Source organism: Acidovorax sp. BL-A-41-H1 (assembly GCF_051942715.1).
The window spans coordinates 904,974-917,759 of the sequence record NZ_JBPVJQ010000003.1; the positions used below are offsets into that span (position 1 = coordinate 904,974).

Annotated in this window: 11 protein-coding genes; all 11 read left to right on the forward strand. The window is 65.2% G+C overall.

The window, feature by feature from the left end:
* Positions 1-44 precede the first annotated feature (44 nt).
* Positions 45-935, forward strand: a complete 891-nt coding sequence (argB, locus tag ACTPOI_RS05110; RefSeq protein ID WP_291517002.1) for an acetylglutamate kinase — start codon at positions 45-47, stop codon at positions 933-935.
* Positions 936-1,116: 181 nt separating this feature from the next.
* Complete coding sequence (locus tag ACTPOI_RS05115; protein ID WP_440107048.1) at positions 1,117-1,809, forward strand: response regulator transcription factor; 693 nt, start codon at positions 1,117-1,119, stop codon at positions 1,807-1,809.
* A gap of 86 nt (positions 1,810-1,895) precedes the next feature.
* A complete protein-coding gene (locus tag ACTPOI_RS05120) occupies positions 1,896-3,353 on the forward strand; it encodes an ATP-binding protein (RefSeq protein ID WP_440107050.1) in 1,458 nt (485 codons plus the stop codon).
* Positions 3,354-3,537: 184 nt separating this feature from the next.
* Positions 3,538-4,215: a nucleoid occlusion factor SlmA gene (gene slmA, locus ACTPOI_RS05125; protein WP_440107052.1), complete on the forward strand. Its 678-nt coding sequence runs from the start codon at positions 3,538-3,540 to the stop codon at positions 4,213-4,215.
* 172 nt (positions 4,216-4,387) lie between these two features.
* Positions 4,388-5,128 carry a TetR/AcrR family transcriptional regulator gene (locus ACTPOI_RS05130; RefSeq protein ID WP_440107054.1) on the forward strand — a complete coding sequence of 247 codons (741 nt, stop codon included), beginning with the start codon at positions 4,388-4,390 and terminating at the stop codon, positions 5,126-5,128.
* A gap of 4 nt (positions 5,129-5,132) precedes the next feature.
* Positions 5,133-6,929 (forward strand): acyl-CoA dehydrogenase C-terminal domain-containing protein, encoded by a 1,797-nt coding sequence (locus ACTPOI_RS05135; protein WP_440107056.1) that lies wholly within the window; start codon positions 5,133-5,135, stop codon positions 6,927-6,929.
* Positions 6,930-6,977: 48 nt separating this feature from the next.
* Entirely contained in the window at positions 6,978-7,415 is a 438-nt protein-coding gene (locus ACTPOI_RS05140; protein ID WP_440107058.1) for a DUF2147 domain-containing protein, read from the forward strand.
* A gap of 116 nt (positions 7,416-7,531) precedes the next feature.
* Complete coding sequence (locus ACTPOI_RS05145) at positions 7,532-9,934, forward strand: 3-hydroxyacyl-CoA dehydrogenase NAD-binding domain-containing protein (protein WP_440107060.1); 2,403 nt, start codon at positions 7,532-7,534, stop codon at positions 9,932-9,934.
* 10 nt (positions 9,935-9,944) lie between these two features.
* Positions 9,945-10,454 carry a DUF4442 domain-containing protein gene (locus ACTPOI_RS05150; protein ID WP_440107062.1) on the forward strand — a complete coding sequence of 170 codons (510 nt, stop codon included), beginning with the start codon at positions 9,945-9,947 and terminating at the stop codon, positions 10,452-10,454.
* Positions 10,455-10,469: 15 nt separating this feature from the next.
* Positions 10,470-11,669, forward strand: a complete 1,200-nt coding sequence (locus tag ACTPOI_RS05155; protein ID WP_440107064.1) for an acetyl-CoA C-acyltransferase — start codon at positions 10,470-10,472, stop codon at positions 11,667-11,669.
* Positions 11,670-11,880: 211 nt separating this feature from the next.
* Positions 11,881-12,774 carry an alpha/beta hydrolase family protein gene (locus tag ACTPOI_RS05160; protein WP_440107066.1) on the forward strand — a complete coding sequence of 298 codons (894 nt, stop codon included), beginning with the start codon at positions 11,881-11,883 and terminating at the stop codon, positions 12,772-12,774.
* Positions 12,775-12,786 lie beyond the last annotated feature (12 nt).

A 12,786-nucleotide genomic window follows, 5' to 3' on the forward strand; every position in this document is an offset into this window, starting at 1 on the left:
CGGCACAATTTGCCCCTTACAGTTTTCTCCGGTAGCCCGCCCCCATGACCGACCTTCTTTCGATTGCACCACGCGACAAGGCTGAAATCCTGGCCCAGGCGCTGCCCTACATCCGCAAGTTCCATGGCAAGACCATGGTGATCAAATACGGCGGCAACGCCATGACCGACCCCGCGTTGCAGGCTGACTTTGCCGAAGACGTCGTGCTGCTCAAGCTGGTGGGCATGAACCCGGTGGTGGTGCATGGCGGCGGCCCCCAGATCGAAACAGCCCTGAACCGCCTGGGCAAGAAGGGCCAGTTCATCCAGGGCATGCGCGTGACCGATGCCGAGACAATGGAGGTCGTCGAGTGGGTGCTGGCAGGCGAGGTGCAGCAGGACATCGTGGGCCTCATCAACCAGGCGGGCGGCAAGGCTGTGGGCCTGACGGGCCGCGACGGCGGCATGATCCGCGCGCGCAAGCTCAAGATGGTGGACAGCAAGGACCCGAGCATCGAACACGACGTGGGGCAGGTGGGCGACATCGTTTCCATCGACCCCAGTGTGGTCAAGGCGCTGCAGGACGATGCTTTCATTCCCGTCATCAGCCCCATCGGTTTCGGTGAAAACAACGAGAGCTACAACATCAACGCCGATGTGGTGGCCAGCAAGCTGGCCGAAGTGCTCAAGGCCGAGAAGCTGATGCTGCTGACCAACACGCCCGGCGTGCTCGACAAGGCGGGCAACCTGCTGACCGACCTGACGGCGCGCCGCATTGATGAACTGTTTGCCGATGGCACCATCTCGGGCGGCATGTTGCCCAAGATTGCCGGTGCCCTTGACGCGGCCAAGGCTGGCGTCAATGCGGTACACATCATTGATGGCCGCGTGCCCCATGCCATGCTGCTGGAGATCCTGACGGAGCAGGCCTACGGCACGATGATCCGGTCGCACTGAGCGGCCACCGCGCGGCATCGCACTGCGGCGCTGTTCGCACCCGACCACAACCTATCTGTACTCAGGGCAGTCGCACCATGGCTTTGGCATCTTTCGTGCCTACACAGCGGCCCTTGCACTGCGCTGCATGGTCAGCATGCGCCGCGGTGCCATGTTCAGCCACGCCACACCGGGAGGTTTCATGAGATTGCTTGTGGTGGAAGACGACCTGATGGTCGCCAGCGGGATCAAGCTCGGCCTGGCCGATGCGGGCTATGCCGTGGATTGGGTGGGCAGCGGCGAGCGTGCCGAAGAGGTCTTGCGCGCTGAGACGTTTGATGCGGCCATCATTGACATCGGCCTGCCGGGCATGGATGGCCTGGAGCTGACGCGCCGTTTGCGCCGCCCGCAGATGGCCAGCCCTGCGATGCCGGTGCTCATCCTCACGGCGCGCGATGCCTTGCACGACCGGGTGCAGGGGCTGGACCTGGGGGCAGATGACTACATGGTCAAGCCTTTTGAACTGCCTGAACTGCTGGCCCGGCTGCGCGCGTTGCTGCGTCGGTCGCAAGCTGCGACATCGGCGGTGCTGAGCTTTGGTCCGCTGGAGCTGGACACGGCAGGCCGACGCGCCAGCATCCGCACGGCCGAAGGCGAGCAGGTGATCGAGCTGGGTCCGCGCGAGTGGACCGTACTCGAATACCTGCTCATCAACGCCCCCAAGCCTGCCAGCAAGGACAAGCTCCTGCAGGCCCTGACCGGCTGGGACAAGGAGATCACGCCCAACGCGGTCGAGGTGTATGTATCGCGGCTGCGGGGCAAGCTGGAGCCGCATGGCGTGGCGCTGCGGTCGATCCGCGGATTTGGCTACCGGCTGGAGTTGCAGGGCGGCTAGCTGGCGCCGCACGCAGCGCTCTTTTGCACCGACAGACAGCCATGCCAGACCAGCCTGCCGCACGCCAGCGCCCTGGTTTGGTGCTCATGACCTCCGATCTGCGCAACCGGCTGCTGCTGTTGCTGGTACTCCCGCTGTGTGCGCTGGCGATGGTCGGAGTGTGGTTGGACTACCGCTCGGCCGACGAGGCTGCCGCCCAGCACGACCAGCGCCTGGTGCGTCTGCTGCCCGCACTGGCCGATTCAGTGCTGGCGCCGCCCCTGCGCGAAAACGAGCCGCCCTTGCTGCTGATGGCGCCACCCATCGAGGATTTTTTGCGACAGAACGCTGGTTTTGCGGGCTTCAGCGTGCGGGACCCCAAGGGCCGGCTGCTGCTGGGCAATGCCTGGGTACACGAGGCCGTACCGACCACCAGCGCGCCGGAGTTTCACAGCGTCGAATTCAATGGCGTGACATACCGGGTCGCCGTGCAGCGTGGTCGTACGGGGGCTGGCGAGCTCGTGGTGGCGCTGGCCGATGGCTCTGATCCGCGCCAGCAATGGGCGCAGCAGTTGCTGATGCGCGTGCTGCTGCCCAACCTGGTGCTGGTGGGCGCTGCGGCGCTGGCCATTCACTGGGCGGTGCGCCGCGCTTTCAAGCCGCTGGTGGACCTGGCCGATGCGGTGGAACACCGCTCGCCGCGTGACCTGAGCCCCATTGATGAAGCATCTTCGCCCGCCGAGGTGCGCCCGCTGGTGCATTCGCTCAACCGGCTTTTTGCTCTGGTCAACGCGCAGGCCGAGGGGCAGCGCCGGTTCGTGGCGGATGCCGCCCACCAGTTGCGGACGCCCCTGGCCGGGCTGCAGGCCCAGGTGGAAGCCTGGGCCATGATGGCCAAGGCACTGGCCCCGCCCCGCAGCCCAGCCGCAGCGCGCAGCGACGGACATGCCATGACACCCGCTCCAGAAGGCACAGCCCCGGGTGCCATCATGCTCAGCGTCGAGCAGATCGAGAAGCTGCGCAATGCTACGCGACGCACCTCGCAGCTGGCACACCAGCTGCTTGCACTGTCGCGGGCCGATGCGCGCAGCCTGGACGCCCAGCCTTCCCAGCGCGTGGATCTGAAGGACCTGTGTGAGACGTTGCTGGAGTCCTTTCTGGACGCCGCCACCGGAAAGGGGCTGGATCTGGGGCTGGAGGTTGAGCCCGTACACGTGACTGGCCATGGCTGGCTGGTGCGTGAGCTGCTGTCCAATCTGGTCGACAACGCCATCAAGTACACGCCCCCGGGCGGGGTGGTCACCATCCGCTGCGGCATCCGTACGGCCAGCTCCGGGCCCGCGCGCGTGTTTCTCGAGGTGGAAGACGATGGGCCGGGCGTTCCGGTCCCGGAGCGCGCGCGAGTGATGCAGCGGTTCTACCGCGTGCCCGGTACGGTGGGCGAGGGCACGGGGCTGGGCCTGGCGATTGCCGATGAGATTGCCCGCGTGCACCGCGCTGCGCTCACACTCGGCACAGGGCCGCAGGACCGGGGGCTGCGTGTCACGGTAGTCTTTCCCTTCTGAACCGCGCATGGGCGTGCAGATTGCGTACGCAGCATGTGCAGCAGCCGGGGGGGGTAGACTGGTTGCCGACCGTCAAATCGCCTGCGGACCCTGTGCGAGAATCTTTTGCACACATGATTTACGCCTGCGCAGCGGGGCGAAACCGGTGACGCCGCCCCGTCTTCACTCACAAGGCACTGCCCGCATGTCCGACGCTTCGACCGATCCCGAATCCGCCGCCGTGGCTGTCCCTGCGTCAGATGACGCGCCCGCGGCAGGGCGCAAACGCCCCAAGCCCGGCGAGCGGCGCGAGCAAATATTGCAGGCGCTGGCTGCCATGCTGGAGCAGCCAGGCGCAGAGCGCATCACCACCGCGGCGCTGGCTGCACGTCTTTCGGTGAGCGAGGCGGCTCTGTACCGCCACTTTGCGAGCAAGGCGCAGATGTTCGAAGGCCTGATCGACTTCATCGAGCACACGGTTTTTTCGCTGGTGCAGCAGATCACCGGACGTGAGTTGCCAGACCCCGCCGCGGCCCAGTCGGCCGAAGAGGGCACCCGCGAGGCCGCGCGCATCGTGGCGCTGGTGCTGCAGTTTGGCGAGCGCAACCCCGGCATGGTGCGCGTGATGGTGGGTGATGCGCTGGTGTTCGAACACGAACGGCTGCAGCAGCGCATGAACCAGTTCTTCGACCGCATCGAGTCCACGCTGCGCCAGTCCCTGCGGCTGGTGACCGCGCAGTCCGGTACGCCCACCGTGGATGCACAGGTGGCTGCCAGCGTGCTCACGTCGTTTGCAGTGGGGCGGTTGCAGCGCTACGCACGCTCGGGGTTTCGCCGGTTGCCCACAGAGCACCTTGAGGCAAGCCTGGCGCGCATCCTGTAGGGGTGATGGGTACGGTCGCCACGGCGGCCGCCCTGCCAAGCCCGGGCGCCGCAAGCGCGGTTGCAAGGCAGCAACGTAACCCTTGGGTGGGGCTCCCTATTTTTTGAGTGGATTTTGGCCGCAGCGCGAATCTGTTGCAGAATAGAACGAACGTTCGTTTTTATTTGTGCACATGCCCGCTTCCTCCGAATCCCTGGTCACCCGCATCCCGCGATCCCGCAGCGGCACTGGCCGGGCCTTGCAAAAGGGCCAGCAGACCAAGGCCGCCATCGTCGAGGCGGCGCTGGGCCTGGCCACGCACATCGGGCTGGAGGGGCTGTCCATTGGCGCGCTGGCCGATGTTACCGGCATGAGCAAATCGGGAGTGTTCGCCCATTTTGGCTCGCGGGAAGAACTCCAGATATCGGTCATCCGCGAATACCACACCCGCTTTGAGCAGGAAGTCTTCTACCCCGCCATGTCCGCCGCGCGGGGCCTGCCGCGCCTGCATGCGCTGTTTGACAACTGGATGAAGCGTACCTCGATCGAAATCGACTCGGGCTGCATCTACATCAGCGGCGCCGTCGAGTTTGACGACCGCACCGGCCCCGTACGCGATGCGCTGGCCAGCTCGGTGATGACCTGGCACGGTGCCATGCGCCGCGCCATCGAGCAGTGCAAGGAGATCGGCGAGATCCAGGCCGACGTCAATGCCGAGCAGATGCTGTTCGAGATCCACGGCCTCATCCTGGCCCTGCACTACGAAGCCCGTTTCCTGCGCAACCCCGGTTCGCTGTCCCGCGCCGTGACCGGTTTTCACAACATCCTGTCGCGCTACGGCGCGCCTGCGATGGCCGCCCCTGCACCTGTCGCCCGGGCCGCTGCGGCCGGGCGCCGCAAAGTTTCCACCCAAACCACCACATCCAAGGAGTAAACCCATGCCTACCTACACGCCGCCCCTGCGCGACATGCAATTCGTCATGCACGAAGTGCTCAAGGTCAGTGATGAATTCAAGGCCTTGCCCGCCCACGCCGAAGTGGATGTGGACACCATCAACGCCGTGATCGAAGAAGCCGGCAAGTTTGCGGCTGAAGTGGCGTTTCCGCTGAACATCAGCGGCGACACCGAAGGCTGCGTGCTCGACAAGACCACGCACGAAGTGAAGACCCCCACGGGCTTCAAGGATGCCTATGCCAAGTACGTCGAAGGTGGCTGGGCGGCGCTGTCTTGCGACCCTGCCTACGGTGGCCAGGGCCTGCCCTTCGTGCTGAACCAGTGCTTGTACGAAATGCTGAACTCGGCCAATCAGGCCTGGACGATGTACCCCGGCCTGTCGCACGGCGCCTACGAGGCCCTGCATGCCCACGGCACCGATGACCAGAAGGCCCTGTACCTGCCCAAGCTCACCAGCGGCGAGTGGACCGGCACCATGTGCCTGACCGAACCCCATTGCGGGACCGACCTGGGCATGATGCGCACCCGCGCCGAGCCCCAGGCCGACGGCACCTACAAGATCACCGGCAACAAGATCTTCATCAGCGCGGGCGAGCATGACATGGCCGCCAACATCGTGCACCTGGTGCTGGCACGCCTGCCCGATGCGCCCAAGGGCAGCAAGGGCATCAGCCTGTTCGTGGTGCCCAAGTTCCACGTCAAGGCCGACGGCTCGCTGGGCGAGCGCAACCCGATCTTCTGCACGGGCCTGGAGCACAAGATGGGCATCCACGGCAACGCCACGGCGCAGATCGCGCTGGACGGCGCCATCGGCACCATGGTGGGCCAGCCCAACAAGGGCCTGGCCGCCATGTTCGTGATGATGAACGCCGCCCGCCTGGGCGTGGGCAACCAGTCGCTGGGCCTGACCGAAGTGGCCTACCAGAACGCCCTGGCCTACGCCAAGGACCGCATCCAGTCCCGGAGCCTGTCGGGCACCAAGGCCAAGGACAAGGACGCCGACCCGATCATCGTGCACCCCGACGTGCGCAAGATGCTGCTGACGGCCAAGGCCTACGCCGAAGGCGCCCGCGCGCTGCAGCTGTACTGCACGCTGCTGCTCGACAAGGTGCACAGCCACCCTGATGAAAAGGTGCGCAAGGACTCCGAAGAACTCGTGGCGCTGCTCACGCCCATCGTCAAGGCCTTCATCACCGACAACGGCCACATCAGCACCAACGCGTGCCTGCAGGTCTTCGGCGGCCACGGCTTCATCAAGGAATGGGGCATGGAGCAGTACGTGCGCGACAACCGCATCAACATGATCTACGAAGGCACGAACACCGTGCAGTCGCTGGACCTGCTGGGCCGCAAGGTGCTGGGCAACAACGGCGCCACGCTGAAGAAGCTGGGCAAGCTGATCGGCCAGCTGGTGGAAGAAGAAGGCGTGAACGAGAAGATGGCCGAGTTCATCAACCCCGTGGCGATGCTGGGTGACCAGATGACCAAGTTCACCACCGAGATCGGCTTCAAGGGCATGCAGAACCCCGACGAAGTGGGCGCTGCCGCTGTGGACTACCTGCGTGTGGCCGGCCACCTGGTGTTCGGCTACCTGTTTGCCCGCATGGCCCAGGTGGCCCTGCGCGAAATCGCGGCTGGCAACACCGACCCCTTCTACGGTGCCAAGCTGCAGACGGCACGCTTTTACTTTGCCAAGCTGTTCCCCGAGACCGCGACGCTGATGCGCACGGCGCGCAGCGGCAGCAAGGTGCTGATGGACACAGACCTGGCGCTCGCCTGATCCGGTCCCCTGGATGCAGATTTCAAGCCTTTTTGCCCTGGAGCCCACATGTTGAAATCCGTCGCAGCTATTATTTTTGTAGCATCATCGGTATCTGCCCTCGCGCAAACGACTCCCGAGGGGTTGTGGCGCAATGTGGACGACAAGACGGGCGAGGCCAAGGCTGAAATCCGCATCCGTGACATCGGCGGCGGAGTGCTGCATGGCGCGCTGGAAAAGCGTCTGGCCAAGGATGCCAAGCCCGATGAGGTGTGCAATGAATGCTCGGATGACCGCAAGGGCAAGCCCATTCTGGGGCTGGAGATCATCCGTGGCGCCAAAAAGGCCGACGGCAAGGATGTGTGGGAAGGCGGCAAGATTCTCGACCCCGAGAACGGCCGCAACTACACCCTGCGCATGACCCCCATCGAAGGCGGCAAGAAGCTGGAAGTGCGCGGCTCCATCGGGCCGTTTGGCCGCACGCAGACCTGGGTCCGCATCCAGTAGTCGCAACTCCCATCCAACACCCGTTCGCCCTGAGCTTGTCGCAGGGCCTCGAACCACCCCTCGCCACGGCTTCGACAAGCTCAGCCCGAACGGATTGAAACAACCGAATTCATCCCATGTCCCGATTCCAAGTCAAGAAAGTCGCCGTGCTCGGCGCAGGCGTGATGGGCGCGCAGATTGCTGCGCACCTGGTCAACGTCAAGGTGCCCGTGGTGCTGTTCGACCTGCCCGCCAAGGAAGGCCCCAAGAACGGCATCGTCACCAAGGCCGTCGAAGGCCTCAAGAAGCTCAAGCCATCGCCCCTGGGCGTGGCCGATGATGCGGCACTGATCCAGCAGGCCAACTACGAAGAGCACATGCACCTGCTCAAGGAATGCGACCTCGTGATCGAGGCCATTGCCGAGCGCATGGACTGGAAGCTGGACCTGTACACCAAGATCGCTCCCCACGTGGCCAAGCACGCCATCCTGGCGTCCAACACCTCGGGCCTGTCGATCACCAAGCTCTCCGAAGTGCTCCCAGAGAGCATCAAGCCGCGCTTTTGCGGCATCCACTTCTTCAACCCCCCGCGCTACATGACGCTGGTGGAGCTGATCAACACCCCCACCACCCAGCCCGAAGTGCTGGACCAGCTCGAAGCCTTTGTGACCAGCGGCCTGGGCAAGGGCGTGGTGCGCGCGCACGATACGCCCAACTTCATCGCCAACCGCGTCGGCATCGCCGGCATGCTGGCCACGATGAAAGAGGTCGAGAACTTCGGCCTGACCTACGATGTGGTGGACGACCTCACGGGCAAGAAGCTCGGCCGTGCATCGAGCGGCACCTTCCGCACGGCTGACGTGGTGGGCCTGGACACCATGGCCCACGTGATCAAGACGCTGCAGGACAACCTGAGCCTGGAGACCGACCCGTTCTACGAAAGCTTTGGCACACCCGCGGTGCTGAAAAAGCTGCTGGAGCTGGGCAACCTGGGCCAGAAGACCAAGGCCGGCTTCTTCAAGAAGGTGGGCCGCGAGGTGATGCGCTTCGAGCTCGACAGCGAAGAGTACGTGCCCGCTGGCCAGAAGGCTGACGAGGTGTACGGCCGCATGCTCAAGAAGCCCGCTGCCGAGCGTCTGCGCCTGCTGCGCAACGCCGAAGGCGCGCCGGGCCAGTTCCTCTGGGCCATCCTGCGCAACAGTTTTCACTACGCCGCCGTGCACCTGGGCACCATTGCCGACAACGCCCGCGACGTGGACCAGGCCATGCGCTGGGGCTTTGGCATGAAGCAGGGCCCCTTTGAGCTGTGGCAGGAAGCTGGCTGGCTTGAAGTGGCGAAGATGATCCAGGAAGACATCGACGCCGGCAAGGCGCTGTGCAAGGCGCCGCTGCCGGAGTGGGTCTTCAAGGGCCCTGTGGCCGAAGCCGGTGGCGTGCACACGGCGCAAGGCTCGTGGAGCGCGTCTCAAGGCAAGTTTGTGGCCCGCCGCCAGCTGCCTGTGTACGAGCGCCAGATCTTCCCCGAGGCCCTGTTGGGTGAAACCAGCCTGCCCGACTGGCGTACCGCTGGCACGACCATTGCGGAATCGAAAGCCCTGCGCACCTGGACTTTGGATGGCCAGGTGCTCATTGCCAGCATCAAGAACAAGATGCACGCCATCAGCCCCGAGGTGATGGAAGCGCTGATGGAAGCGCTGGAACTGGCCGAGTCCGAATACCAGGGCATGGTGATCTGGTCCGGCGACGCGCCTTTCAGCGTGGGTGCGGACCTGGAAGCCACGATGCCCGCCTTCATGGTCGGTGGCGCCCCTGCGGTCGAAAGCATCGAGCAGGAGCTGCAAAACCTGATGCTGCGCATCCGCTATGCCCAGGTACCCGTGGTCGCGGCTATCCACGGCATGGCGCTGGGCGGTGGTTGCGAGCTGGCCGTGTACTCGGCCAAGCGCGTGGCCCACATGGAAAGCTACATCGGCCTGGTGGAAGTGGGCGTGGGCCTGGTGCCCGGCGCCGGTGGCCTGACCTACATCGCCCGCCGCGCGGCCGAGAACATGGCGGCCTCCACCGGCAAGGACATCCTGCCCTTCCTGACTGAGGGCTTCACCGCAGCGGCCATGGCCAAGGTGGGCACCAGCGCGCTGGAATCGCGCAAGCTGGGCTTTCTGCTGGACAGCGACATCGTCGTGCCGCACAAGGACGAGTTGCTGTTTGTGGCCATCAACGAAGCCAAGTCGATGGCGACAAGCGGCTGGCGCGCGCCCCACAAGCGCCTGTTCCCCGTGGCGGGCCGCAGCGGCCTGGCCACCATCAAGGCCCAGCTGGTCAACATGCGCGACGGCGGCTTCATCAGCGCCTACGACTTCAAGATCGGCGCCATGATCGCCGAGGTGGTCTGTGGTGGTGATGTGGACGCGGGCGCACTGGTGAGCGAGGAATACCTGCTCACCCTGGAGCGCAAGGTGTTCTGCCACCTGATTGCCCAGCCCAAGACGCACGAGCGCATCCTGGGCATGCTCTCGACCGGCAAGCCGGTTCGCAACTGACCGCCTCGCCATGACGAGCCAGGCCCCCAACAAACTCCAGCGCTCGCTGATGCGCCTGGACGAGGCCCCCGCCTTCATGCGCGGCTTCGTGCAGAACATCATCCTGCGCCGGGCTGTGCCCTTCACCGGCACGGCCGGGGTGCGGTTCGTGTCGCTCACGCCCGAGCGGGTCGAGGTGCACCTCTCCAACCAGCCCCGCGTGCAAAACCACATCGGTGGAGTGCATGCCTCGGCCATGAACCTGCTGGCCGAAACGGCCACCGGCATGGTTGTGGGCATGAACGTGCGCGACGACTGCATCCCGCTGGCCAAGGAGCTGACCATGGCGTTCAGGAAGCGGGCCACGGGCGGCCTGAAGGCCGTGGCCACGCTCACCGCCGAGCAGCGCGCGGCCATGCAGGCCAGCGACAAGGGTGAGGTTCAGGTTCAGGTCACCGTGACCGACGAAGCCGGCATCGAGCCGGTCGAATGTGCATTTACGTGGGCCTGGGTTCCATCCAGCCGCCCCGCCAAGAATTGAAGGAGTTTCACCACCATGGCTCAAAAACAAGTCCAGGACGCCTACATCGTTGCCGCCACGCGCACGCCCATCGGGCGCTCGGGCCGCGGCTATTTCAAGAACACCCGGCCTGACGATCTGCTGGTCGCCGCCCTCAAGAGCGCCATGCTGCAGGTGCCCACGCTGGACCCGAAGGCGATCGAAGACGCCATCATCGGTTGCTCGTTCCCTGAGGGCGAGCAGGGCATGAACATGGCGCGCATTGCCGTGGGCCTGGCGTTCAACCACCCCGTGGGCGGCGTTACGGTGAACCGCTTTTGCGCATCCGGCATCACCGCGTTGCAGATGGCTGCCGACCGCATTCGCGTGGGCGAGGCCGATGTGCTGATCGCCGGCGGTGCCGAGTCCATGAGCCTGGTGCCCATGGGCGGCAACAAGCCGTCCTTCAACCCTGAAGTGTTTGCGCGCGACGAAGACGTGGGCATCGCCTACGGCATGGGCCTGACGGCCGAGAAGGTGGCCCAGCAATGGAAGGTGAGCCGCGAGGCGCAAGACGCCTTCGCACTCGAATCCCACCTGCGCGCCATCAAGGCGCAAAAGGCCGGTGAGTTCAGCGACGAAATCACGCCCTTCGAAATCGTGGAGCGTTCGCCCAACCTCGCCACTGGCGAAGTGGTGGAAAAGCGCCGCACCGTGAGCCTGGACGAAGGCCCGCGCCCTGACACATCGCTCGAAGGCCTGGCCAAGCTCAAGCCCGTGTTTGCGGCACGCGGCAGCGTCACAGCGGGCAACAGCTCGCAGACCAGCGATGGCGCGGGTGCGCTCATCGTGGCCAGCGAAAAGGCCGTGAAGCAGTTTGGCCTGACGCCGCTGGCGCGCTTTGTGAGCTACGCCGCACGCGGTGTGCCGCCCGAAATCATGGGCATTGGTCCCATCGAGGCCATCCCTGCAGCGCTGCGGTATGCGGGCCTCAAGAGCGATGACATTGGCTGGTACGAGCTGAACGAAGCGTTTGCGGCGCAGTCGCTGGCGGTGATCAACACGCTGGGGCTGAACCCTGCGAATGTGAACCCGATGGGTGGCGCGATTGCGTTGGGGCATCCGCTGGGTGCGACCGGTGCGATCCGTGCTGCGACGGTGGTGCATGCGCTGCGCCGGCACAAGCTGAAGTACGGGATGGTCACGATGTGTGTAGGTACAGGACAAGGCGCCGCCGGCATCATCGAGGCGTTGTAACTGGCTACTGCGCGGGCCATCTGCGTCGTTGGGCGGTGCTCGGAATCCTCACGTACTGCAAGTACGTTCCGGTTCCTGCGCTCCGTCCGCCTAGCAGCTGACCCGCTCGCTACGCCCTCAAGGGCGGGGTGTGGGGGCAGGGGAAGTGGACTGCCTGTTTTTGTTTTCCATTCAAGCCGGCGCAGACCGGTTTCGACACAAGGAGACAGACATGGACAAGCAAACCCTGCAGGTGACCAACGGTGGCGTGTCGTTGGCACTGCGTGTCTATGAACCCCAAGGCGCGCCACGCGCCAGTGTTGTCATCGGCGGCGCAATGGGGGTGCGGCAGTCGTTCTACGAGGCCTTTGCGCTGTGGCTGGCGCAGCAGGGCTTTCGTGTCACCACGTTTGACTACCGGGGCCATGGCGATTCGCTGCAGGGCGCGATGCGCGATGTGAAGGCCGACCTGTTTGACTGGGCCGCCGATTACGAAGCGGTGATCTCTGCTGCCAAGGCTGCGCTGCCGTCGCAGCCGCTGTACCTGCTGGGGCACAGCCTGGGCGCGCAGTTGCCGGGGCTGCTCAAAAATCCCGGGCAGGTGGCGGGCCTGCTCAGCGTGGCGGCTGGAAGCGGCTACTGGCGCGACAACGCGCCGCAGCTCAAGCGCATCGTTCCGTATTTCTGGTGGGTGCTGGTGCCGCTGGCCACGCGGCTGTGCGGGTACTTTCCGGGGCGGGCGCTGAAGAAGGTGGGCGACCTGCCTGCGGGCGTCATCCTGCAGTGGCGCCGCTGGTGCCTCGATCCTGCCTACAGCGTGGGTGCCGAAGGGGCGGGCGTGGCACAAAGCTACGGGGCGGTGCGGTTTCCGGTGCTGGCGCTGTCGATGGCCGACGACGAACTGATGACGCTGCGCGGCACGCACAACCTGGTCAACCTGTACGCCAATGCCGAGCGGCGTGTGGAGAGCATCAACCCCGCCGACGTGCAGGTGCGGCGCATCGGGCACTTCGGCTTCTTTCGCGACCAGTTCCGCCAGAGCCTTTGGCCGCGTGCTGCGGCAGCGCTGGCAGGCCTGGGGGCCGCCGCTACGACTGTGGTGCCAGTCACCGGTACGACGGCCTGACCGGCACATTGG